Source organism: Winogradskya consettensis (assembly GCF_018332715.1).
Lineage (GTDB): Bacteria > Actinomycetota > Actinomycetes > Mycobacteriales > Micromonosporaceae > Actinoplanes > Actinoplanes consettensis.
Genome location: NZ_BOQP01000020.1, coordinates 18,477 through 44,384 on the forward strand (window position 1 = coordinate 18,477; position 25,908 = coordinate 44,384).

6 protein-coding genes are annotated in these 25,908 nt (G+C 69.7%); 5 read left to right on the plus strand and 1 reads right to left on the minus strand.

The annotated features are described in order from the left end of the window. Nucleotides 1-59: 59 nt before the first annotated feature. Both Aco04nite_RS19780 and Aco04nite_RS19785 read left to right on the plus strand, forming a co-directional pair. Entirely contained in the window at nucleotides 60-21,293 is a 21,234-nt protein-coding gene (locus Aco04nite_RS19780) for a non-ribosomal peptide synthetase (protein WP_212998723.1), read from the plus strand. 836 nt (nucleotides 21,294-22,129) lie between these two features. Then, complete coding sequence (locus Aco04nite_RS19785; protein ID WP_212998724.1) at nucleotides 22,130-22,921, plus strand: hypothetical protein; 792 nt, start codon at nucleotides 22,130-22,132, stop codon at nucleotides 22,919-22,921. Between the two features lie 189 nt (nucleotides 22,922-23,110). On the opposite strand, the gene Aco04nite_RS19790 is transcribed toward Aco04nite_RS19785, so the two are convergent. After that, a complete protein-coding gene (locus Aco04nite_RS19790; protein WP_212998725.1) occupies nucleotides 23,111-24,127 on the minus strand; it encodes an ABC transporter substrate-binding protein in 1,017 nt (338 codons plus the stop codon). Between the two features lie 117 nt (nucleotides 24,128-24,244). On the opposite strand from Aco04nite_RS19790, the gene panD reads away from it, so the two are divergent. From panD to Aco04nite_RS19805, 3 genes are all read left to right on the plus strand, one after another. Beyond that, nucleotides 24,245-24,664 carry an aspartate 1-decarboxylase gene (panD, locus tag Aco04nite_RS19795; RefSeq protein WP_212998726.1) on the plus strand — a complete coding sequence of 140 codons (420 nt, stop codon included), beginning with the start codon at nucleotides 24,245-24,247 and terminating at the stop codon, nucleotides 24,662-24,664. Between the two features lie 13 nt (nucleotides 24,665-24,677). Continuing rightward, entirely contained in the window at nucleotides 24,678-25,016 is a 339-nt protein-coding gene (locus tag Aco04nite_RS19800; protein ID WP_203841453.1) for a hypothetical protein, read from the plus strand. Nucleotides 25,017-25,086: 70 nt separating this feature from the next. Further along, nucleotides 25,087-25,905 (plus strand): SAM-dependent methyltransferase, encoded by an 819-nt coding sequence (locus tag Aco04nite_RS19805; protein WP_244876131.1) that lies wholly within the window; start codon nucleotides 25,087-25,089, stop codon nucleotides 25,903-25,905. Nucleotides 25,906-25,908 lie beyond the last annotated feature (3 nt).

A 25,908-nucleotide genomic window follows, 5' to 3' on the forward strand; every position in this document is an offset into this window, starting at 1 on the left:
TAAATTCGCGTCGGTGACGCGCGCCCTCGTGGGCGTTCTACATCGGAGGTGCGGGGCACATGACGGCTGGGCTGCAAGGGATCGAATCTTCGCTGGCGCGATGGAACAACCACACCACGCCCGCCGAGGTCTCCACCGTGGTCGATGCCTTTGTTGCCGAGGTGGCGCGGCACCCGCAGGCGTTGGCGCTGGTCGCGGGGGAGACCCGGCTGACCTACGGCGAGCTCGGCGAGCGGGTGTTCGCCCTGGCCAGACAGCTACGCGAGCGCGGCATCGGCACCCCCGGCCCCGGCTCGGGTTCTGCCGGCTCGGTCTCCGGCTCGGTCTCCGGCTCCGATGGTGGCGGGGTTGTCGGCAACCGGGCTGAGGACGTCGTGGGCGTCGGGATGCCGCGGTCGGCCGAGATGGTGATCGCTGTTCTCGGTATCATGGTGGCCGGCGCGGCGTTCGTACCCGTCGATCCTGCCTGGCCTGAGCAGCGCCGTGAGCAGGTGCTCGCTGAGGCCGGCGCAAAACTGGTGCTGACTGCCGCCGACATCCCCGCAGGGCCGCCCGCAGCCCACATCCCGGCGGGCCCGCCCGCAGCCCACATCCCCGCGCAACGGTCCTCCACCGAAACCACGTCGGAGCTGGGTGGGGACATCGACCCGCGCGGGTTGGCGTACGTCATCTTCACGTCGGGGTCGACCGGACGCCCGAAGGGCGCGATGATCCGGCACGAAGCGATCCATGAACGCCTGCGCTGGCAGCGCGACGAGATCCTGCACTTCGGCCCGGGTGACGCGACGCTGTTCAAGGCGCCGCTGTCGTTCGACATCAGCGTCAACGAGATTCTGCTGCCGCTCGTCTCCGGCGGGTACGTCGTGGTTGCCGAGCCGGGCGGGGAACGTGACCCGCAATACCTGCTCGACCTGATCGCCACCGAGGGTGTCACCTTCGTGTACCTCGTCAGTTCCATGCTGGATGTGTTGCTGCAGCTTTCCCGCGGCACCCATCAGCTCGACGGGCTGCGGCATGTGTGGTGCGGCGGCGAGGTGCTCACCCCGGAACTGTTCGAGCGTTTCCGGGCGCAGCTCACCACGACGCTCTACCACGGGTACGGGCCGGCCGAGGCGACGATCGGCGTCTCCCACGTCATCTACCGTGACCATGCCGAACGCATCGCCACCTCGATCGGGCGCCCGAACCCGCACACCCAGCTGTACGTCCTCGATGACGACCTCAACCCGGTCGGCGCGGGTGTCACCGGTGAGCTCTACGCGGCGGGCTTCCTGCTGGGTCGCGGCTACGTCAACGCCGCTGCCCTGACCGGGTCACGGTTCGTCGCCAACCCGTTCAGTGCCACCGGCGAACGCATGTACCGCACCGGGGACCTGGCCCGCTGGACCGGCGCCGGCAGCCTCGAGTTCGTCGGGCGTGCCGACAACCAGGTGAAGATCCGCGGCATGCGGCTCGAGCTCGAGGAGGTCGAGGCCGTCGCCTCGACAAACCCCGCGGTGCGCCAGGCAGTCGTCACGGTCCAGGACAGACACCTCATCGGGTACGCCGTCCTGAGCGCACCTTCTACCGCCGACGACCTGCGCGCGTGGTGCGCCGACCGGCTGCCCGAGTACATGGTGCCGTCGGTGTTCGTGATCCTCGACGCATTCCCGCTCACCGCGAACAGCAAGGTCGACCGTCGCGCGCTGCCGGTGCCTGTGCTGGGTGGTGCCCGCTCGCGCTCACCGCGTACCCCTGCTGAGGTTTCGCTCTGTGAGGTTTTCGCATCGGTGCTGGGGCTGGACGAGGTCGGCGCGGAGGATGACTTCTTCGCGCTCGGCGGTGACAGCATCGTGGCGATCGGCGCTGTGCGCGCAGCCCGGCGGGCCGGCTTCACCTTGCGGGCACGTGACCTCTTCGCCAACCCGACCCCGGCGGGCCTGGCCCTGGTCGTCTCCGCCTCGGAACCGTCGAAGGCCGCTGTCGTCCCGCCGATCGGTGAGGTCCCGGCCACCCCGATCATTGCCTGGCTGGATGAGGTCGGTAATGCCCACGACGGGTTCTTCCAGGCCATCACGCTGCCGGTTTCGGGGGATGTGCCCGCGCTGGTCGACGGGTTGCTCGCCGCGCATGACGTGTTGCGAGGTGCCATCGACGGCGCTGTGCTGACCATCGCGCCGGTGGGTTCCGTGACTGCTGACGATGTGCTGCGGGTGGGCGAGGACCTCGAGGCGACGGTCGCCCGGCTGAGCACCGATCGGCTCGTCGCGTTCTCGTACCTGCCGGCGGAGGGTTCGATCGGCTCGTCGGGCCCGACCGGCTCGGTGGGTTCGGCGGGTCAGTTGATCGTTGCTGTGCATCACGTGGTGGTGGATGGGGTTTCGCTGCGGGTGCTTGCCGAGGACCTGAGGGGCGGGTTGCCGATCGAGGCCGCGCCGACCTCGTTCCGGCAGTGGGCCACCGCTCTGCGTGACGCCGATTTCTCGGCTGACCTGCCTTTCTGGACGGCGGCCGCGCAGACCTCGACGCGCGTCCTGGGTGACCGCCCGCTCGACCATGACACCGACACCGTGGCCACTGAGGAGAGCCTGACGGTCGTCCTGCCGGATGACATCACCGAACGGTTGCTCAGCGCTGTCCCCGCGGCGGTCCATGGCGGTGTCAACGACGCCCTCGTTGCCGCGCTTGCGCTTGCCGTGTCCCCGGACGAGCCTTTCCTGCTGGAACTGGAGGGTCACGGTCGCGAAGAGGACACCGTGGACCTCGACCTGTCGCGTACGTTCGGGTGGTTCACGACGCTGTTCCCCGTACCGATCGACGTCACGGGTCTCGCACCGGCCGCCGCGGTGAAGGCCGTGAAGGAACAGTTGCGCGCGGTGCCACGCAACGGGCTCTCGTACGGTGTCCTGCGTTATCTCACCGGTCATGGCGACCTTGCTGTCCAGCCGCAGGTGCTGTTCAACTATCTCGGCCGCTTCGACTCCGACGAGGTCGTCGTCGAACGCCGCGACCCCCGCATGCCGCTGCCCCGCGCGCTCGAGGTGAACGCGGTCACGATCGGCTCGCAGCTCTCCGCGGTGTTCAGCTGGCCCGGCCGGTTGCTGACCCGCGACCAGGTGCAGAAGCTCGCGGACCGCTGGACCGGACAGCTCACCACGATCGCCACGGACCCCGCCGTCGCCGGGCACACCCCGTCGGACTTCCCGCTGGTGACGCTCCGCCAGTCCGAGGTGGACGCACTCGGCCCGGACATCCGTGACGTGCTGCCGCTCACCCCGCTGCAGGCCGGTCTCTACTTCCACGCCACGTACGCCCCGGGCGCCGACCCGTACGTCGTGCAGCAGCTCATCCATCTCGACGGCCCGGTGGACGCCGAACGTCTGCGCCGTGCCGCCAACGCGCTCTTCGACCGGCACCCCAACCTCGCCGCCGCATTCCGCCCGGCCGGCGGCGGTGACATCGTCGCGGTCATCGGCAGTTCTGGTACGGAGGCGCCGTGGCGTTATGTCGTCGGTGGTGATGTGGATGCGGTGGCTGCCGCCGAACGGGCCGAGCCGTTCGACCTGTCGCGGCCGCCGGGTATGCGTTACGCACTGGTCCGTACCGGCGTCGACCGGCACACCCTGGTGCAGACCGTGCACCACATCGTGGCCGACGGGTGGTCGGTGCCGCTGATCCTCGACGAGTTGCTCGCGCTCTATGCGGGGGAGTCGCTGCCGACCCCGCCGTCGTTCCGCGATTTCCTGGCGCACCGCGGCGAGGGCGACCCGGACGCGTACGCCCGCCTGCTCGACGGCGTCACCGAGCCGACCCTGCTGGCGCCGGACGCGCAGCAGAAGGCGGCCAGCATTGTCACGAGTGTCGACGGCACCGTCGTGCGGGAAGTCGCTCAACGTTTCGGGGTGACGGTCGGCAACGTCATCGCGGCGGCGTGGGGTGTGCTGGTCGGGCGGGTCGCCGGCGCTGACGATGTGGTGTTCGGGTCGACGGTCTCCGGGCGTACGGGTGACATGCCCGGTGTTGATCGGATCGCCGGACTGCTCATCAACACCGTCCCGGCGCGGGTGCGCTGGACCGGCTCGGAGACGCTGGGCGACGTGGTGCGCCGCTTCGCCGCGGACCAGCGTGAGGTCGTCGAGCACGAACAGACCTCGCTCGCCGAGATCCAGCGGCGGGTCGGGCTGCCGGAGCTGTTCGACACCCTGGTCGTCATCGAGAACTACCCGGCCGCGGCGACTCCCGACGGCGGCGGGCTGCGGATCAGCGGCATGGATGTGATCGAGGCGCCGCACTATCCGGTAACCCTGATGGTCAAGCCGGGCGACACGATCTCCATCACCCTGACGCACCGCCTCACCCCGGAGGCCGCCGAGCGTCTGCTGGATCAGTACGTCCGGGTGCTCACCGCCGACGTCACCACCCCGGTCGCAGCCGTACGCCTGCTCTCCGGCACGGACCGTGCCGACGTTCTCCTCCGCGGCATCGGTGCCGCGCCCGCTGTCGCCAACGTCTCCGGGACGGCCGGCGCTAACGGCTCCGGAGCGAGCGGCGTCAAGCTTGCCGGGACGGCCAGCGTGACCGTTGCGGAGATGATCGGCGCTGTCGACCCGGCGGGGATCGCTGTCCGTGCGGGGTCGACCGAGCTCACTTACGCCGAACTCTGGGCCCGGTCCGGGGCGGTTGCCGCGACTCTGCACGAAGCCGGCGTACGCCGCGGTGATGTGGTCGCCGTGGCCACCCGCCGTACCGCGGAGCTGCCCGTTGCCCTGCTCGGGGTGTTGCGTGCCGGTGCCGCGTACCTGCCGGTGGATCCGGGTTACCCGGCCGCGCGCATCGAGTTCATGCTCGGTGACGCCGAGCCGGTGTGCGTGCTCGCCGATGACCTGAGCAACCGCGCCCTGCCCCCGCACGATCTCCCTGTTGTCCGGCTCCGCACCGCTCGTGGAAACTCGCCGGATGTCCATGTCGGATCCGACGACGCGGCATCCGTCGTCTACACGTCGGGTTCGACGGGCCGTCCGAAGGCAGTGGTCGGCACGCACGGTGCGCTCGCGAACCGGCTGGCCTGGGCCCGCGATCAGTGGACCGGGCAGGTCCGGGTCGCGAAAAGTTCGATGAGCTTCATCGACGGCACCACCGAGCTGCTGGGCGGCCTGGTAGCCGGCGCGACCGTCGTCGTCGCGGATGAGACCGCGGCTTCGGACGGGACCGCGCTCGCGACCCTGGTCGCGGAGTCGGGCGCTACCCAACTTCTCGCCGTGCCGAGCCTTGCCGCCGCGCTCGCCGAGACGGCGCCCGGCAAGATCCGGGACCTCAAACGGTGGATCACCAGTGGCGAGGCCCTGGACGCGGATACGGTCGCCGTGCTCGCGGCCGCGTCACCCGGCGCCGAGCTCGTCAACTCGTACGGTGCGTCGGAGAACACGGGGGACGTGCTGGCCGGGACCGTGACGCCGGGCGGGAGGGTCACCCTGGGCCGTGCAGTTCCCGGTGTACGGGTCTACCTGCTGGACGCCGCCCTCGAACCCGTCGCCCCCGGTGCTGTCGGCGAGATCTACGTCGGTGGCGCGCAGCTTGCCCGGGGCTACCGCGGTCAGGGCGGCGCGACCGCGACCCGCTTCGTGGCGGACCCGTTCACACCCGGTGAGCGCCTGTACCGCACCGGTGACCTGGGTCGCTGGATCGATGACCGGGTGGAGTTCCTGGGCCGCAACGACGACCAGGTGAAGGTCAACGGTCACCGGGTCGAGCTGGCCGAGGTCGAAGCCGCGTTGCTGCGCCGGCTCGGTGTGAGGGAGGCCGTCGCGGTCGCGCGCAACCGCAAGAGCCTGCACGGGTACGTCGTCGCGGAGTCCGGAGAGACGCTGGACCCGCAGGCACTGCTCGCCACACTGCGCGAGGAACTGCCCGCTTATCTGGTTCCGGCGACGGTGACCGTGCTGGATGCCGTACCGCTGCTGCCGAACGGGAAGCGTGACCGGCGCGCCCTGCCGGACCCGGTCGCCGCCGTCGCCACCCCGCCACGCACCCCCCGCGAGGCGCAGGTTGTCGCCCGCCTGGCAGAGTCGCTGGGTGCCGAATCCATCGGCGTCCATGACGACTTCTTCGCGCGCGGTGGCGACAGCATCACCGCGATCCGCCTCGTCAACCTGCTCGCCCGGGACGGCATAGTGCTTTCCACCCAGGACATTTTCCGTACGCGCACCGCGGCCGCGATCGCCGCCACAGCCGACGGTCCTGTGGTTGCCGACACCGCCGTCTCAGCCGCCGACGAGGTCTGGGATCTTTCCCCACTACAGCAGGGTGTCTACTACCAGGCCACGTACGCGGACGGCGCGAACACCTACATCGCGCAGAACGTCTTCGACTTCGACCGCCGTCTCGACGTCCCGGCGCTGGAGCTGGCGTTCGCGGCGCTGCTCGACCGGCACCCGACCCTGCGTGCCGCGTTCGTCAACGACCCGCGCCCGCAGCAACGCATCGCCGCGCGGGTCCCGGCAGTTGTCACCGAGCTGGACGGCGACCCCGAGCAGATCGCCGCCGACGACCGCGAGCGCCCGTTCGACCTGACCGCCCCGCCGCTGATCCGGCTCACCGTCGTCCACGGTCCCGACGGCACCGACCGGCTGTTGCTCACCTGCCACTTCCTGCTGTGGGACGGTTGGTCGCGCGAGCTCGTGCTGCGGGAGCTCTTCGCTCTCTACGACTCCCGCGGCGAGACCGGTGTCCTGCCCGAGGACGGGCCCGGGTTCCCCGACTATCTCGCGTGGATCGCCGCGCAGGACCGGGACGCGTCGGCCGCGGCGTGGAAGGCCGTCCTCGACGAGCCGACGATCGTCGTGCCGGAAGCGGTCGGCCGCGAACCGATGCTGTCCGACCGGGTCCTCGCCGCATTGCCGACCGCGGTGACCACGCGCCTCACCGAGCAGGCCCGCCGTGCCGGTGTCACCCTCAACTCGGTGCTCACCGCCGCGCTCGGCCTGGTGCTGGGTCAGCGCACCGGACGCGGCGACGTCACCTTCGGCACCACGGTCGCCGGCCGTCCGACCGGGATCGCCGGCATCGAGAACGTGATCGGGTTGTTCCTGAACACCGTCCCGGCGCGGGTCGCGGCAACCCCGCGCACAACTGTCGCCGACCTCGCCCGCCGTGCCCAGCAGGACCGGCTCGACCTGGCCTCGCACGAATACCTGGGCCTCGGCGACATCCAGCGCGCCGCCGGGCAGGATCAGCTCTTCGACACGCTCTACGTGCTGCAGAACTTCCTCGCGGACAGCACCTTCGACGACCTCGAAGCCGCGCAGGGCATCGTCGACGTGCAGTACACCGACACGACGCACTACCCGCTGACCTGGGTGCTGACGCCGGGCGCGAACCTGCGCGTCAAGCTGGAATACCGCCCGGATGTGATCACGGCCACTGTGGCCCGGGAGATGGTCGACGACCTCGTCACCGTGCTCAGGCATCTCGCCGACGGGCTGGATGTTCCGGCCGGCTCGTTGAACTTCGGTGCCGCACGCCGGCTGGACGGTGTGGCCGCGGACATTCCAGACCTCACTATCGCGGAGATGCTGGCTGCGCAGGCACGACGTACCCCTGAACTGACCGCGCTGGTCTTCGGCGACGTCCGGCTCACCTACTCGGAGCTGGATGCACGGATCGACGCCGTGGCGCGGGGCCTTGTCGCACGTGGTGCCGGGCCGGAGCAACTGGTCGCGCTCGCCCTGCCGCGGGGTATCGACATGGTGGTCGCGCTGTTCGCCGTGTTGCGCGCCGGGGCTGCGTACCTCCCGCTGGATCTTGATCTGCCGGCCGAGCGGCGGCAGACGATGATCGACGACGCGCGGCCGCTGCTCGTGCTCTCCACGCTGGACGGGCTGGCCCGCGACGACGGTCCGGCAACGCACCCGGACTTCCGGGGCGACCGGCTCGACCGGCCCGCGTACGTCATCTACACCTCAGGCTCAACCGGCAAGCCCAAGGGCGTCGTCACGCCCTACCGCGGTCTGACGAACATGCAGCTCAACCATCGTGCCGAGATCTTCGACCCGACCGTGGCCCGGGCCCGCGCAGCCGACGTCGAGCGGCTGCGGATCGCGCACACCGTCAGCTTCTCCTTCGACATGTCGTGGGAGGAGTTGCTGTGGCTGGTCGAAGGCCATGAGGTCCACGTCTGCGACGAGGAACTGCGCCGCGACGCCACCGCCCTGGTCGCCTACTGCCGCGAGCACGGCATCGACGTCATCAACGTCACTCCCACGTACGCGCACCACCTGTTCGACGAGGGTCTGCTCGACGGGCACCGGATGTGGCTCGTGCTGCTGGGCGGCGAGGCCGTCACGGACGCGGTGTGGTCGCGGCTCAGCGACCCGGACGGCCCGATCGGCTACAACCTCTACGGACCGACCGAATACACGATCAACACCCTTGGCGCGGGTACGCCCGACAGCGCCACACCCACAGTCGGCCGCCCGATCTTCAACACCACGGGGTACGTCCTCGACGACTGGCTGCGCCCGGTCCCGTTCGGCGTCGTGGGGGAGCTCTACATCGCCGGCGCCGGCCTGGCCCGGGGCTACCTGGACCGTCCGGCGCTGACCGCGTCCCGTTTCGTCGCAGGCCCGGCCGGAAGCCGTCTCTACCGCACCGGTGACCTGGTACGCGAACGTCCCGACGGCACTCTCGACTTCCTCGGCCGCAGCGACGACCAGGTCAAGATCCGCGGGTACCGGATCGAGTTGGGCGAGGTGGAAAGTGCCGTGGCAGCCGTTCCCGGCGTACGCCAGGCAGCAGTGCTCGCCCGCGACGGCAAACTGCACGCCTACCTTGTCGGCCCGGTCAGCCCGGCGGACGTGCGCGCGGCGTTGATCGAGCGGCTGCCGTCCTACATGGTGCCGTCGCTCTACGCGGTCGTCGACGGTTTGCCGCTGACGGTCAACGGCAAGCTCGACGCCAAAGCCCTGCCCGAGGCCACCCCGATCCTCGGCGTCGCCCGCGGCCCCCGCGACGACCGGGAACGCCTGCTCGCCGGCATCTACGCCGAGGTGCTGGGCCTGCCACAGGTCAGCATCGACGACGACTTCTTCACCATCGGCGGCGACAGCATCTCGTCGATCTCCGTCGCCGGCCGTGCCCGTAAGGCCGGCCTGCACGTCACCCCGCGTGACGTCTTCCGCCGCCGCAGCGTCCAGGCCCTCGCCGCGGCCCTGCCCGCCACCGTCGTCGAAACCGTGACCGCTGACGACGGCCTCGGCGAGGTCGCCCTGACCCCGATGCTGGCCGAGACGGTGAAGTCCGCGACGCCGCTGGGCCACTTCTACCAGTCGATGTCCTGGCACACCCCGGCCACGCTGACCCGCGACCGCCTCGAAACGATCCTGCAGGCGCTGCTCGACCGGCACGACCTGCTCCGGGCCCGCTTCGCCGAGACCCTGCACGTCCCCGCGCCCGGGTTGCGCGCCGCGGGGCTGATCACCGAGGGGCCGATCGACGAGGAGGCCGAGGTCGCGCGGCTCGATCCTGCGAACGGCATCATGCTGCGTGCCGCGTGGGACGGGCGCCGCCTGCTGCTCGTCATCCACCACCTGGTCATCGACGGCGTCTCGTGGCGCATCATCACCGACGACCTGCGCCGGGCCGCTCGCGGTGAGGAACTCGAACCGGTCGGTGCGTCCTTCCGCACGTTCGCGTCGGCCCAGCCGGCCTTCGACGGCCAGGAGGACTTCTGGCGTCGTACGCTCGCCGAGCCGCGCCCGTTGCTGGGCGACCGGCCCGCGGACCCGGCGGCCGACACCGCCGCGACCGTACGGTCGATCTCGGTCACCCTGCCCGCCGAAGTGACCGTTCCCCTGCTGACCACCGTGCCCGCGGCGTTCTTCGCCGGCGTCAACGATGTGCTGCTCACCGGGCTCGCCTTCGCCGTGAACCGCGAACGTGGCACGGCCGGCGCGCCCGTCCTGGTCAGCCTCGAAGGCCACGGCCGCACCGGTGACCTCGACCTCTCCCGGACGGTCGGCTGGTTCACGGCGATCCACCCGGTGCGCCTCGAGCCGGGAACCCTCACGGACCTCGCCGCCGCCGCGCGTACCGTCAAAGAGCAGTTGCGGACCGTGCCCACCGACGGACTCGGGTACGGCTCGCTGCGCTGGCTGCGCGACCAGGATTTCGGCCCGGCGCCGGAAATCCTGTTCAACTACCTCGGCCGCTTCGGCTCCTCGGCACTGCCGGAAGACTGGGCCCAGGCGTCCCCGCTGCGTGAGGGTGTCGACCCGGCCAACCCGGCGATGCCGCTGGAGATCAACGCGCACGTGACCGGTGACATCTTCGAGGCGACGCTCTCCTGGCCGGCCGGACTGCTCACCGAGGAAAGTGTCGTTGCTCTCGCCGAGCAGTGGACGACCGTGCTGCGGGAGCTGACCACCACGGATCTCGCCGGGCACACTCCGTCGGACTTCCCGCTGGTCACCGGGCTGACCCAGGACGACGTGGACGCGTTCGCCGGCGCCACCGACGTGCTGCCGTTGCTGCCGCTGCAGGAGGGGATGCATTTCCACTCCGTGGTTTCCGAGGTGGACACTTACGCGGTGCAGCAGGTCGCCTCGCTCTCCGGCGAAGTGGATCCGGCAAGGCTGCGTGCCGCCGTCGAGACCGCGGTCCGGCGCCACGATGCCCTGCGGGCATCTTTCCGTGAGCTTCGCGACGGCCGGATCGTCCAGGTCATCGCAGACGAGGTCCAGGTCCCCTGGCAAGAGCTGGACCTGACGGGTACGCCCGACGCGCACGCCCGCCTCGAAGAGTTCGCCGCCGCCGAGCTGGCCCAGCCGTTCGACCTGGCCCGCCCGCCCGTGCTGCGGTACGCCCTCGTCTCACTGAGCCCGACCGACCACCGCCTGGTCGAGACGATGCACCACATCCTCGCCGACGGCTGGTCCTACCCGCTGGTCTTCTCCGACGTGGTGGCCGCCTACCACGGCCGTGCCCTGCCCCACCTCACCGCGACGTTCCGCGACCACATCGAATCGGTGGTCACGCGTTCGTCCTCGGATGCCCGCGCCGCCTGGTCGGCCGCCCTCGCCGGCGTCGAACCGGCCGTGCTGTACCCGGACGTCAGCACGGTCTCCCACCACGAGAGCGTCTACGCGTATGTCGACGGGATCTCCTCGGCTGCCCGCGCGCACGGCATCACGGTCAGCACCTTGATCCACGGTGCGTGGGGGCTGCTGCTGGGTCGTCTGCTCGGCCGTGACCGCGTCGTCTTCGGATCGACGGTCTCGGGCCGCGGCGGCGAGCTGCCCGGCGTCGAATCGATCGTCGGCCTGCTGATCAACACCGTGCCGGTGCCCATGGCGTGGCGCCCGGACGAGCCCCTCGCCGACGTGCTGCGCCGCCTGCAGGAGCAGCAGACCGACGTGCTGGACGTGCAGCAGGTCGGTCTCGCCGAGCTGAACCGCCTCGCCGGCGTACGCGAGCTCTTCGACTCCATGGTGGTCGTGGAGAACTTCCCGCCCGTCGACGGCGGTGACGCGCAGGGACTCGGCGTCACCGGGTTCACCGGCACGGACTCGCCGCACTACCCGGTCTCCCTGGTCGCCTTCCCCGGCGAGCGCCTCACCCTGGAGATCAAGTACGACGCCGCGGTCGGAGCCGCAGCCGCGCAACGCCTGGTCGACCAGGCCGCGTACGTCCTGACCCAGCTCATCTCGTCCCTGGACGGGCCGGTCTCCGGGCTGACGCTCGGCGCTGTGCCTGCTCTTCCCGCGACACCCTCCGTGCCGGTTCCGACAGGGACCCTCGATCTTCACGACATCTCGGACCGCGCAGCTGTCGACGACCTCACCTACGCCCAGCTGGAAGCACGTGCCAACCAGCTTGCCCACGAACTCATCGCCCGTGGCGTCGGGCCGGAGTCACGCGTCGCGGTGCGACTGCCGCGCGGCGCCGACCTCGTCGTCGCGTTGCTCGCGGTGGTCAAGGCCGGTGGTTGTTACGTGCCCGTTGACAGTGCGGCTCCCGCAGCCCGGCAGGAATACATCCTGGCCGACGCGGCACCGGTCTGCGTGATCGGTTCGGGCGGCATCGACGTTGCCGCACCCGGGCAGCCCACCACCAGGCCCGTCGCCACCCACACCGGTGACAACGCGGCGTACGTCATCTACACGTCGGGCTCCACCGGCAAACCCAAGGGTGTCGTGGTCACCCACCGCGACGTGCTCGCGCTTTTCGCCGCGGCGTCCCAGCTCTTCGACTTCGGGCCGGACGACGTGTGGACGATGTTCCACTCGTACGCCTTCGACTTCTCGGTCTGGGAGCTGTGGGGCCCGCTGCTGCACGGCGGGCGTCTCGTGACCGTGCCGCACGACGTGGCCCGCGATCCGCAGCGTTTCCGCGCACTATTGCGCGACGAGAAGGTGACCGTCCTCAACCAGACGCCGTCGGCCTTCTACCCGCTGATCGAGGCGGATTCGACGGCGAACGACCTGCTCGCGTTGCGTTACGTCGTCTTCGGCGGCGAGGCGCTGGACCTGTCCCGCCTGGCCCCGTGGTTCGCCCGCAACAGGACCCCACTGTTGATCAACATGTACGGCATCACGGAGACCACCGTGCACGTGTCCTTCCGTGCGCTGGATCCGGCCGACGTGACCCGGCCCAGCGTCATCGGCGCCGCGCTGCCCGGGCTGACCGTTCACGTGCTGGACGCGTACCTGCAGCCTGTGCCTGAAGGCGTGACCGGCGAGATGTACGTCGCCGGTGAGCAACTCGCCCGCGGCTACCTCGACCGGCCCGGCCTGACCGCCACCCGCTTCGTCGCCAACCCGTTCGGCCCCGGCCGGCTGTACCGCTCCGGTGACCTGGCCCGCTGGGAGGACGGCGAACTCGTCTACCTCGGCCGCTCGGACCACCAGGTGAAGGTCCGCGGCTACCGCATCGAACTCGGGGAGATCGAGACGGCGTTGCTGGCGCTGCCAGGTGTCGCCAACACCGCCGTGATCGTGCGTGACGGCCGCCTGGTCGCCTACCTGGTGGCCCGCCCCGGCAGCCGCCCGGACGTCGACGCCGTCCGCGACCACCTCGCTACCGTGCTGCCCGGCTACATGGTCCCGGCCGCGTTCGTCACCCTGCCCGCGCTGCCCTTGACCGTGAACGGCAAGCTCGACCGGGATGCGTTGCCTGCTCCGGCGCGTACGGTCGCTGCGTCTTCGGCTGCCCTTGCTGACGAGAACCCCGCGGTCACGACGCTGCGAGGGTTGTTCGCGGAGGTGCTGAGCCTGGATGCGGTACCCGCCGACGGTGACTTCTTCAGCCTCGGCGGCGACAGCATCGTGGCCATCCAACTCGTCAACCGTGCCAAGCGCAGCGGCGTCAAGCTCTCCCCGCGCGACGTCTTCCTCAAGCGCACTCCTACGGCGCTGGCCGGGGCCGCGTTGCCCGCGGTAGTTGCTGCCGCGGTCACGCCTGCTGTCAGCGACGGCGTCGGGGAGGTTGCGCTGCTGCCGATCGTGCACCGTCTCGCGGAACTCGGCGGTGGTATCAATCGCCTGCACCAGGCAGACCTGATCCGTACGCCCGCGGGGGCGACACCTGCCCGGCTGCAGTCAGCGCTCGACAAGCTCGTCGCCCACCATGACGCGCTGCGACTCCGGCTGAGCCGCCCGGCCCCGATGCTGTGGTCCCAGGAGATCACTGCCACCGGCCCTGGTTCGATTTCACTCAATACGGTGGACGGGATCGAAGCTGCCACGATCCTGCGCGAGGCCGAGGCTGCGGTGAGCCGGCTCGACCCCGAGGCCGGGCGCGTGCTGGAAGCCGTCTTCTTCGACGCCGGGCCAAGCGAGCAGGGACGGCTTCTGCTGGTCGCGCATCACCTGGTCGTCGACGGTGTTTCGTGGCAGATCCTGACCGAGGACTTGGGGCAGGCGTACGAAGCGGCCGAGCTCGACCCGGTCACGACGTCGTTGCGGGCGTTCGCGCGTACCGTCGGGGAAGAGGCCGGCACCGCCGCGAGGATGGCTGAGTTCGCGCAGTGGCAGCGGGCACTCGCACCCGGCGCCGAGCTCTATCCGCAGGCCGTGACGTTCGGGTTGACCGTCGGTCAGACCCGCGACCATGAGGTACGCATCCCGGTCGACCCCAGCATCCTGACCGGCGACGTCACGGCGACGCTGCTCACCGCCCTGCACACCGCGGTGAACCGCTGGCGTGGCACCGAGGCCGAACTCGTCGTCGACGTGGAACGCCATGGCCGTGAGCCGGTCGGCGACGCTGACCTGTCCCGCACCGTCGGCTGGTTCACCTCCATCGCCCCGGTGCGGCTCCCGGACACCCGCCCCGGTGACGTGCACGTTGGAAATACCTCCGCCGGTGATGGGCCTGCCGGTGACGGTCTGGGCTACGGCATGCTGCGGTACGTCAACCCGCGCAGCGCCGCCGCCCTGGCGCGGCTCGGCACGCCGCAGGTCCTGTTCAACTACCTCGGCCGCTTCGCCGGCGACACGGGCGACTGGTCCTCCGCCGACGAGGACATCCGGGTCCGGCCCGACGACGATCTCGGCACCCCGTATCTGCTCGAGATCAACGTCGCGGCTCGCGGCTCCGAGCTGCACGCCGTCCTCACCTACGCCGACGAGGGCCTCGGCCTGGACGCGGTCACCGCCATCGCCGACGGCTGGGCGGCCGAGCTCGCCCCCGCCGACGAGCGGGCCTGGCCGCTGTCGCCGCTGCAGGAGGGCCTGTACTTCCAGGCGAAGCTGGCCGGTGACGCGGACGTCTACATTGCTCAGAATGCCTTCGACGTCAACTACCGTCTTGATGTCGCAGCCCTGGAGCGGGCCTTCGTCGCGGTGCTCGCTGCCCACCCCGCAGCGCGCCTGGCCTTCACCGATGACGGGGCGATCCTGCGCCGCGAGGTGCCGGTCACCGTCGAGGTGATCGAGAACCCGGCTGACCTCGACGCGGTGATGATCGCGGACCGCACGCGCCCGTTCGACCTGGCGCACGCGCCGCTGGCGAGGCTCACGGTGGTCCGTCTGCCCGACGGCCGCGACCGGCTGCTCTTCACGTACCACCTGCTGCTGTGGGACGGGTGGTCGCGGGAGCTGGTGCTGCGGGACCTGTTCGGCGCCTACGCCGGGCGCCCGGTCCAGCCCGAGGGTGCGAGCTTCACGGACTACCTCGAGTGGATTGCCCGGCAGGACATCCAGGAGTCCGTCGAAGCCTGGACCCGGGCACTCGAGGGTGCCGAGCCGACGATCCTGTACCCGGCGGCCGCCGGCACCGAGCCGGTGCTCGCCACCAGCCTCGCCGTCCAGCTCACCGAGGAGCAGACCTCCCGGCTCACCGATCAGGCCCGAGCCGCTGGCGTCACCCTCAACGCCGTGCTCAGCACCGCTCTCGGCCTGGTGCTCAGTCACGCCACAGGCCGCCCTGAAGCGCTCTTCGGCACCACGGTCGCCGGCCGGCCCACCGAGCTGGACGGCATCGAGGAAGTCGTCGGTGTCTTCCTCAACACCGTGCCGCAGCGTGTCACCTTCGCCGCGACCGAGCCGGTGCGCGACGTGCTGCGCCGCGTCCAGGACGAGCGGATCGAGCTGATGGCCCACGAGTTCGTGGGCCTGGGCGACATCCAGCGCGCGACGGGCCGTGGTCAGCTCTTCGACAGCCTCTACGTGCTGCAGAACTTCCTGGACGACAACACCTTCGACGATCTGGAGGCTGAGCACGGCATCGTCGGTGTCGAGTCGGTCGACGCGACGCACTATCCGCTGACCTGGGTGGCAACCCCCGGCCGGGCCCTGCGGATCCGCCTCGAATACCGCTCCGACGTGGTCACGGCCACCGAGGCCGCATCCCTGCTGGACCGCCTCCGGACCGTACTCGAGACCTTCGACACCGACCGAACAGTCGGCGCGATCGCACTGCCCGCCCCGGAACCCCAGACCGGGGTGAAAGCGGACATACCGGACATCACCATCGCGGAGATGCTCGCCGAACAGGCCGCCCGGACCCCGACCGCCGCCGCGCTCACCCACGCCGGCACCACCCTCAGCTACGCCGAGCTGGACGGCCGGGTCAGCGCCGTCGCCCGTGGCCTGCGCTCACGCGGCGCGGGCCCCGAGACGATCGTCGGGCTGGCGCTGCCCCGCGGCGTCGACATGGTGGTCGCGCTCTTCGCCGTACTGCGTGCCGGGGCGGCGTACCTTCCACTTGACCTTGATCTTCCGGCCGAACGCCGGCAGACGATGGTCGACGACGCGCAGCCGGTATTCGTGCTGGACTCGCTGGCCGGGCTCTACGAAGAGATCGGGGAGTCCTGGCTGGACGACTTCGCGCCGGGCACCCCCGGTCGTCTGGACCGGCCCGCCTACGTCATCTACACCTCGGGCTCGACCGGCCGCCCCAAGGGCGTCGTCACGCCCTACCGCGGCCTGACCAACATGCAGCTCAACCACCGCGACGCGATCTTCGGACCGACCATCGACGCGGCGGGCGGCCGGATCCTCACCATCGCGCACACGGTGAGCTTCTCCTTCGACATGTCGTGGGAGGAACTGCTGTGGCTGGTCGAGGGCCACCACGTGCACGTCGCCGACGAGGAGCTGCGCCGCGACGGCCGAGCGCTGGTCGCCTACTGCGCCGATCACGAGGTCGACGTCGTCAACCTCACCCCGACCTACGCGCAGGCCCTGCTGGACGAAGGGCTCCTCGCCGGCGCCCACCGGCCGTGCCTCGTCCTGCTCGGCGGCGAAGCCGTCTCGGAGAAGCTCTGGGCGACGCTGCGGGACACCGACGGCGTGGCCGGCTACAACCTCTACGGACCCACCGAATACACGATCAACACCCTCGGCGGGGGAACGTCGGACAGCGCCACCGCCACGGTCGGCAAGCCCATCTTCAACACCGTCGGATACGTCCTCGACAGCTGGCTGCGTCCCGTGCCGCGGGGCGTCGCGGGCGAGCTCTACATCGCCGGCGCCGGTCTGGCCCGTGGCTACCTCAACCGCCCCGGCCTGACCGCCACGCGTTTCGTCGCGGGACCCGACGGCAGCCGCCTCTACCGCACCGGCGACCTCGTGCGCGAGCGCCCTGACGGCAACCTTGACTTCCTCGGCCGTACGGACGATCAGGTCAAGATCCGCGGCTATCGCATCGAGCTGGGCGAGGTGGAAACTGCCGTATCGGCCGTTCCCGGCGTACGCCAATCGGCGGTCCTCGCCCGTGACGGTGCACTCGTCGCCTTCCTTGTCGGCGACGCGACCCCGGCGCAGGTGCGCGCGGCCCTCGCCGACAGGCTTCCGTCCTACATGGTGCCGTCGCTCTTCGCGACCGTGGACGTGCTGCCGCTGACCGTCAACGGCAAGCTCGACACCTCGGCGCTTCCGGCGCCGGCCCCCGTGGCCAAGGCCTCGCGGCCGCCCGCAGACGATCGGGAACGCCGTCTCTGCGAAGTCTTCGCCGAGGTGCTGGGGCTGCCCAGCTTCGGTGTCGAGGACGACTTCTTCGACGCGGGGGGCCATTCCCTGACCGCGCTGCGGCTGATCGGCCGAGTGCGCGCGGAGCTGGGCGGGGACCTGTCGCTGCGTGCCCTCTTCGACGCTCGTACCCCGGAGAGACTGGCCCGTGCCACCAGTGGCCCGGCCCGTGCCGCCCTCACTGCGCAGAAGCGGCCCGACGTGCTGCCTCTGTCGCCTGCGCAGCAGCGGCTGTGGCTGCTCGACCAGCTCGACCCGGGGTCGAGTGCTTACAACTACCCGCTGCTTGTCCGGCTGGCCGGGCATCCCGACCTCGGCGCGTTGTCGCTCGCTCTCGGTGACGTCGTGGCCCGCCACGAGGTGCTGCGGACCCTGATCCGCTCCTCGGCCCAGCACATCGTGCCGCCGCCGGCGAGCATCACGGTGGAGACTGCGACGCCGGTCGCGGATCTCGTGGCGCGACCCTTCGATCTCGCCGAGGACCTGCCGATCCGGGCTGCGGTCGTCGATGAGGGATCGTCCAGTGTCGTGGTCCTGGTGCTGCACCACATCGCGATGGATGAATGGTCTGACGGGCCGCTGCTGCGTGACCTGGACATCGCGTACGCCGCCCGGGTCGCCGGCCACGCGCCTGCTTACGAACCGCTTCCGGTGCAGTACGCCGACTACGTTCTGTCGCTCACCCCAGCGAACGGTGACTTCTGGCGCGACGCGCTGGCGGCGCTGCCGGAGGAGATCACGCTGCCGTCGGACGGTTCGCGCACGGTCGCGAAGAATGCTGCGGGACTGGTGAGTACGACCCTGCCGGCGTCGTTGATCGACCGCCTGCGGGAGATCGCCCGCGGCGAGTCGGCGAGTCTGTTCATGGCGCTGCACACCGCCCTCGCGACGCTGCTCGCCCGGCACGGTGCCGGAATCGACGTCCCGATCGGCAGCCCGACCTCCGGCCGCGGCGACGCCGCCCTGGACGACCTCGTGGGCTTCTTCGTCAACACGATCGTCCTGCGCGCGGACCTTTCCGGAGACCCCACCTTCATCGAGTTGCTCAGGCGCGTGCGGACGGCGGACCTCGCGGCGTTTGAACACGCTGACGTTCCGTTCCAGCAGGTCGTGGAGCTGGTGAACCCACCGCGGGTGCCGGGCCGCAACCCGCTCTTCCAGGTCATGATCGGTTACTTCCATCGGCCCGCCTCCGGTGAGCTGATGCTGGGCCTGCCGGTGCTCGCCGCGCCGGACTTCGCGGCGGATCCCAAGGTCGACCTCAACGTCACGTTCATCGACGGGGGACCGGACGGCATCGAAGTGACCTGCGAATACGACGCGGATCGCTTCGCTGCCACGACGGCGGGCCGGCTGCTCGATCGTCTCGAGACGCTGCTGACGGCCTTCGCCGGGGAGCCGGCCACCCCGGTCTTCCGGGCGCCGATGCTGGCTGCTGCGGACACGACGGATCTCCTTTCCTGGCAGTCGGTCCCGACGGCTCCTTCCCGGACCGAGGTGAGCCATTCTGGCCCGGCTCTCGTCGCGTCGGGGGCCGCTCTCACCGTCGAAGAGATCGACTGCGCCGCAGGGTCGGTGGCGGCCAAGTTGATCGAGTATGGGGCCGGACCGGGCAGTATCGTCGGCGTCGGACTGCCGCGGTCTGCGGACCTGGTCATCGCGGTGCTGGGGGTGCGAAAAGCGGGCGCGGCCTACTTGCCGCTCGACCCGGCGTTCCCGGCCGCCCGGCGCGAATTCATGGTCGAAGACGCCCGCCCGGCCTTGATCATCGACGAAAATTTCATGGCTGACATCACACCGGCGGCCGGCCCGGTGGTGCAGACTCCGGAGCCGGACGCGGCGGCGTACGTGATCTACACTTCCGGCTCGACCGGCCGCCCGAAGGGCGTCGTTGTCACCCAGCGCAACCTCGAGTCTTTCCTGGACGCCCTGCCGTTGACCCCGGGAGAGCGTCTGCTGGCAGTGACTACGCTGTCTTTCGACATCTCGGTGCTGGAGATGCTCGGCACCCTGCGTGCGGGGGGCACGATCGTGCTCGCATCCCCGGACGAGGTCCGCGACCCCCGGCTGCTCGCGGCGATGATCGAGAAACACAAGATCACCGCGATGCAGGCGACGCCCTCGCTCTGGGCGGCCCTCCTGGAAGCGTCCGACACAGACCTTTCCGGGGTACGCGCACTGGTCGGCGGCGAGGCGTTGCCCGCATCGGTCGCGGCGTCCCTGCGCTCGCGTGCCGCGTCCGTGGTCAACCTCTACGGCCCGACCGAGGTCACCGTCTGGGCCACCAGCGAGACCGTCGCCGAGAACTGGAACGGCTCGATCGGACGGCCGTTGCCGGGCGTCTCCGCCTACGTGCTGGATGGTCTTCTGCAAGCTGTGCCGCCGGGCGTTGCCGGTGAGCTCTATCTCGGCGGTCCTCAGGTGGCCCGTGGCTATCTCGGCCGTCCCGGCTTGACCGCGACCCGCTTCGTGGCAGGCCCCGACGGCACCCGCCTGTACCGAACGGGTGACCTGGCCCGCTGGCGTGACGGCCACCTGGAGTACCTCGGCCGGACCGATCACCAGGTGAAGGTGCGTGGCTTCCGCATCGAACTGGAGGAGATCGAGGCGGTGGCGCTGTCCCATCCGTCCGTGACACGCGCGGTGGTGGCGGCCCGGGGTGATCGGCTCGTCGCCTACCTCACGGTTGCGCAGGACTTCTCACAGGCGTCGCTGACAGTATTGTTCGAGTCATCGCTGCCGGGCTACATGATTCCGGCGGTCTGCCAGGTGCTCGAGACCCTCCCGCTGACCCCGAACGGCAAAGTGGACCGCAACGCCCTGCCGGAGATCACACTGCCTGCGGCGCCGGCCTCGGAAACACCCCGATCCCGTGCGGAGGCAGCCGTCGCACGTCAGGTGGCAGCCGTTCTGGGCCTGGAATCGGTGGGAGTGCACGACGACTTCTTCGCTCTGGGCGGGCATTCGCTGCTGCTGGTGCGGCTGGCAACGGCGTTGCGCGAAGAACTCGGCGCTGACATTGCGGTGGCCCGGCTCTTCACCGCACCGACAGTCGCCGGGGTGGCTCGATTGCTCGACGGCGAGACCCCCGGCGAGGATGCGCTGGCTCCTGTCTTGCCGCTGTCCCCGGGCAGGCACGGGACGCCGTTGTTCTGCTTTGCGCCTGCCAGCGGATTGGCTTGGCAGTTCGCGGGTCTCAAGCGGTTCGTGGATGCGCCCCTGATCGGGTTGCAGTCACCGCTGCTCGCAGGAGGAACCCTGCCGGCGACCATGGCAGCCCTCGCAGTCGAGCACGCCGACCGCATCGAGTCGGCACAGCCGGCCGGTCCGGTCCGGCTCCTGGGATGGTCCTTCGGTGGCGCCCTGGCGCTCTGCACCGCAGCCGAGCTGCAAGGACGAGGCCGCGAGGTCACCTTCGTGGGAATGCTCGACGCCCGCCGCGACGCGGTCTCCGCGCCGTCGACGGTGGCCGGGTTGCTGACCGAGATGGGCTATACCGTCCCTTCCACGAACCTGACGGTGGAGCAAGCAGTCGGTTTTGTGCGGGACGCCGGTGGTGCGGTGGCATCCCTGACCGATGCGCAGATCGCTCTGGTCCTGGAGAACTACCTGGCCAGCGATCGCCTGATGGCATCCGCCGAGTACACGCCCTTCGACGGCGAAGTCTTCTTCGTCGAGGCGACGGTGCCGGAGCAGGGTTTCAGCGGTCCCGGTGCTCCTGCTTGGAGCCCTTTGATCACCGCAACGACGGTCCACGAGCTGCCGGTCGCCCACTCGGAGCTCCTGGACCCGGCGACTCTGGAGAAGCTGGGCCCGATGCTGTCGGCTGAACTCGGTGGCATTTCCTGACCGGCAGAGCAAAGGTCAGGTAACCGCAGATCAGCCTGGTCCACGCCTGCGAGAGCGGCGTGGACCAGGCTTGCTGCTTTCCGGAACGGCCCAGGATCGCAGTTCGGCCTGAGCGGTGCTGGTCACCGAAGGCAGAACAAATGATCCGGGCGCGCCGTTGGTGAGTGCTTGCGATGCGCACGAGCCCAGTCCGGTAACGCAGGTCTAACAAACAGGCCAACAAAGCAGGCCGAGAACGCGGGCTCGTCGGAGCAGACCGAGCTAACGGGCCGAGAACGCGGGGCCTGCGAAGGAGACCGACTAAGCGGAACGACGGAGCAGGAACGACGGAGCAGGAACGACGGAGCAAGGCCGCCGGAGCAAGGCCGCCGGAGCAAGGCCACGGAACAAGGCCATCGGGAACAGGCCGACAAGGCCGGGCCGGGGGACCAGGCCGAGATCGCAGGCCAAGCCTGGAGGCCGCGGTTGAGATCGGCGTCGGGTCGGGGTGAGTTGGTGGGCTGTGATGAACCGATCCGGGGAGGTGCCCGTGTGGAGGGCATACGGTTTCGATTGATCACGGAAGGGGCGCAGTTATGCGATCCTCGCGAATGCTTTCATTTGCCGCGGCTGCTGCGGGGAGTGCGCTGCTGCTGGCTGGGTGTGGGAACGATTCTCCTGCCGCACCGGGTTCAGGGGAGCCCGCGCCTAGCGCCGCTGCGAGCGCCGAGGCGGGTGCGGGTGCCGGTGAGGCGTTCGCTGATGCTGCTGCCGGGCTTGCCATGCAGGCCGGGACGGCTAAGACGAGTAATGCCGCGGCTGGGACCGGGGACTGGGCCGCGCCCAAGGGTGGGGTCGTGACCGGGGATGCTGCTGTGGAAGCTCAGAAATGGGTTCAGCTGACGGCGACCAGGCTTGAGGGGCTGGGCAAGATTCTGGTGAACGGGGCCGGCTTGACTCTCTACCGCTTCGATGAGGACACGGCCAAGCCTTCCAAGGCGACCTGCAACGGGGAGTGTGCTGCGAAGTGGCCGCCGGTGACCGTCAAGGCCGGGGGGAAGATCTTCATTGCCGGGGTGGCCAAGAAGGATGTCGGTGTCGTCAAGCGTGATGACGGGGCGTTGCAGGTGACCGTCAAGGGATGGCCGGTCTACCGGTTCGCCAAGGACGTCAAGGCCGGCGACGCGAAGGGTCAGGGTGTCGGTGACACCTGGTTCGGTGTACGCCCGGACGGCGGCAAGGCCGGTACCGAGGCCACCGAGCCGACAACGGCCCCGGAGCAGGGCAGCGACCAGCAGGGCGACGAGCAGCAGGGCAACCAGCAGGAGCAGGGCGGCAAGCAGGAGAGCATCCCTGCGAAGCGGGTCGTGTTGTTCAGCGGGTTCTCGTTCAACGTCTTCGATGACGATGCAGGTTCGCAGGTGATCGAGCCCGCGACCGCTCCTGACGGCGGATGTGTCAATGCTCTCGATCCCGGTACGGCTTCCTCCATCGCCTTCGACGGGCTGGTGAAGGTGTGGACCGGGGCGGACTGCACCGGTGAGTCCAAGGAGCTGGGTGCCGTGGACGCCGAGAACGTCGGGGGCATCGCCGACCTGCGGGATATCGACTTCAACAACAAGATCCAGTCGGTCAAGCTGCTGGGCTGATGCTGAGCCAGGGACCGGGTGGGCGAGGCGCAGGGGCATTGGCGAGCGAGCTCAGCGCGTACTGACAGCAAGGGCGGCCGGATGAACCGGCCGCCCTGACTTGTGCAGTGAGCTCGGGCTTGTGCAGTGAGCTCGGGCTTAGGCAGTGAGCTAAGGATTGTGCAGTGAGATCGGGCTTGTGCAGCGAACTCAGGACTGGTTGGAGAGGTCCGTCACCGGGGTCGCGGGGTCGCCGTCGGTGGCGGCCTTGAGCTGCGGGACCAGGATGTCCAGGGCGTAGAGCAGGGCGTCGGGGCCGCTGTAGGCCAGCGCGCCGGCGAGCGGCGTCTCGAATGACGTGTAGAGGGTGCGGTCCTCGGTGACGACCTTGAGGCGGGCGAAGGCCGGGGAGGTCAGCATGTCCTTCTTGGCCGCGCCGTTGACGAACAGTACGTCGCGGTCGAGCAGGTCCAGCCGTTCCTCGCTGACGTCGTCCTTCTCGGTCTGGACCGCGAAGCCGAGGGCGTCGAAGAGGGCGCGGCGGGGGTCGTTGGCGCCGAGGAGCCAGTGCTGGCCCTTCTCCGGGCCGAAGTCGACGACCAGGGTCTTGCCGGCGAACTGGGGGTTGGCGGCCTTGGCCTCGTCGATCTTGGCCTTGACCTTGTCGACCAGGGCCTGGGCCTCGGTGGACTTGCCGAGTGCCTTGCCGATGGTCAGGGTCTGCACGTCCCAGGGGGTCTCCTCGTCCTTGTACTGCTTGGACTGGATGACCGTTGGGGCGATCTGGGAGAGCTTGTTGTAGGTCTCCTGGTTGATGGTCTCGTAGATCGCGATGATCAGGTCAGGGTTCTGCTTGATGATCGCTTCGTAGTTGATCTCGGCGGAGAACGTCGGGAGCTGCTTGCCGGCGAGGGCTGTCTTCACCCACGGGTAGGTCGGGTACTCGGTGAACCACTCGCGGGTCGCGACCGGGACCACGCCCAGGGCCAGCGTCGGGTCCTGGTCGTTCCAGCCGACCGTGACCACCCGCTCGGGCTTCTTCTCGATGGTGGTGGATCCGAACTTGTGCTCGATGGTCACCGGGAAGGCCGCCGCTGCCGAGCCGGAAGCCGCGGGGGTCGCGGCCTCGTCCTCATCGGAGGCGCAGGCAGTGGCGGTCGTGATGGCCAGCAGGCCGGCTGCCGCGACGGTGAGGACCCGTCGCCAGCCGCGGTTGCGGGGGGTCATATGTGCTCCTGTGGGGGTGGTCGTCCGTTGGCTCGGTAGTGAGGTTAGGTTAGGCTACCTTTGCTTCGCGAGGGGGGATGCCCCGCGACCTTCTGGACCTTTTGGAGGACCACAGACATGCAGCGGACCCTGCTCGGCGGCAAGATCCACCGCGCCACGGTTACCCAGGCGGATCTGCACTACGTCGGTTCCATCACCATCGACAAGACCCTGATGGACGCCGCTGACCTCGTCGAGGGCGAGCAGGTGCAGGTCGTCGACATCGACAACGGCGCCCGGCTGGTCACGTACGCGATCGAGGGCCCGGCCGGCTCCGGGGTGATCGGCATCAACGGCGCGGCCGCGCGACTCATCTCCGTCGGTGACCTCGTCATCATCATGAGCTTCAAGCAGGTCGACGAGGCCGAGCGCGCCGACTACGTACCGTGCGTGGCCCACGTCAACGAGCGCAACGAGCTTGTCGAGATCGGCAGCGACCCGTCCCAGCCGGTGCCGGGTTCCGAGGACCAGATCTCCAGCAAGGTTCTGGTTCACTGAGATCATGGGAGCGCTGACGATCTGCCGGGACTGTTGCTGCGGCGACAGGAAAAAACACCCGGAAGTCGATCACGACGCGCAACTCGAGGCTTTCCGCGGCGCGGTGGGGGACAGGCATCGGGTACGCGTGAGCGAGTGCCTGAGCGTGTGTGAACGGTCCAATGTGGTCGTCGTGCACCCGACCCCCGCCGCCCGCCGCGACGGCGCCCGCCTGGTCCATCTCGGCGATGTCCTTGAAGATCACCTGGTCGGGGCGGTCGTCGGATGGCTGGACGCCGGTGGCCCCGGCGTCGCCCAGGTCCCGGGTGAACTTGCTGAACGCGTATTCAACCCGGCCGACTACGCGGACTGAGCATCGTGGACAGGTCTATGCTTGCGCGCGACGATCGAGCAAGTTGCAGACGAACCCGAAGGAAGCGCACGTGGCAGACGGCACGGCCGCCCCCGGCGGCGGCGAGCGTGATATTCCCAAGCTGGACACGACGGTGCCGCAGACGGCACGGATCTGGAACTACCTGCTCGGCGGCAAGGACAACTTCGCGGTGGACCGGGAGGTGGGCGACCAGATCATCGCCGGCCTGCCGCAGCTCGCGGAGAACGCTCGCCTCTCCCGGGCATACCTCGCGCGTGCGGTGCGTTACCTCGCCGGGGAAGCCGGCATCCGGCAGTTCCTCGACATCGGCACCGGGCTGCCTACCGCCGACAACACCCACGAGGTCGCCCAGTCGGTTGCCCCCGACTCCCGGATCGTCTACGTCGACAACGACCCGCTCGTGCTCGCGCACGCCAGGGCGCTGCTGACGACCAGTTCCGAGGGTGCGACCGACTACATCGACGCCGACATCCGCGACAGCAAGACGATCCTCGGTGAGGCCGCCCGTACGCTGGACCTCGACAAACCGGTCGCCCTCATCCTGATGGGCATTCTCGGTCACATCGAGTCCGACGACGAGGCGCGCGCCATCATCCGGTCCTTCACCGACCACCTGCCGTCGGGCAGCTACGTGGCGATGTACGACGGCAGCGACACCAGCCCGGACAACACCGAGGCGGTGCGCATCTGGAACATCTCGGCCAACCCGAAGTACCACCTGCGCACTCCCGAGCAGTTCGTGGGACTCTTCGAGGGGCTGGAGATCGTCGAGCCCGGCGCGGTGTCGGTGACCCGCTGGCACCCCGAGCCCGGCGCGGAGAACGCGAATGAGATCGACCAGTACGCCGTTGTCGGGCGCAAGCCGTAATCA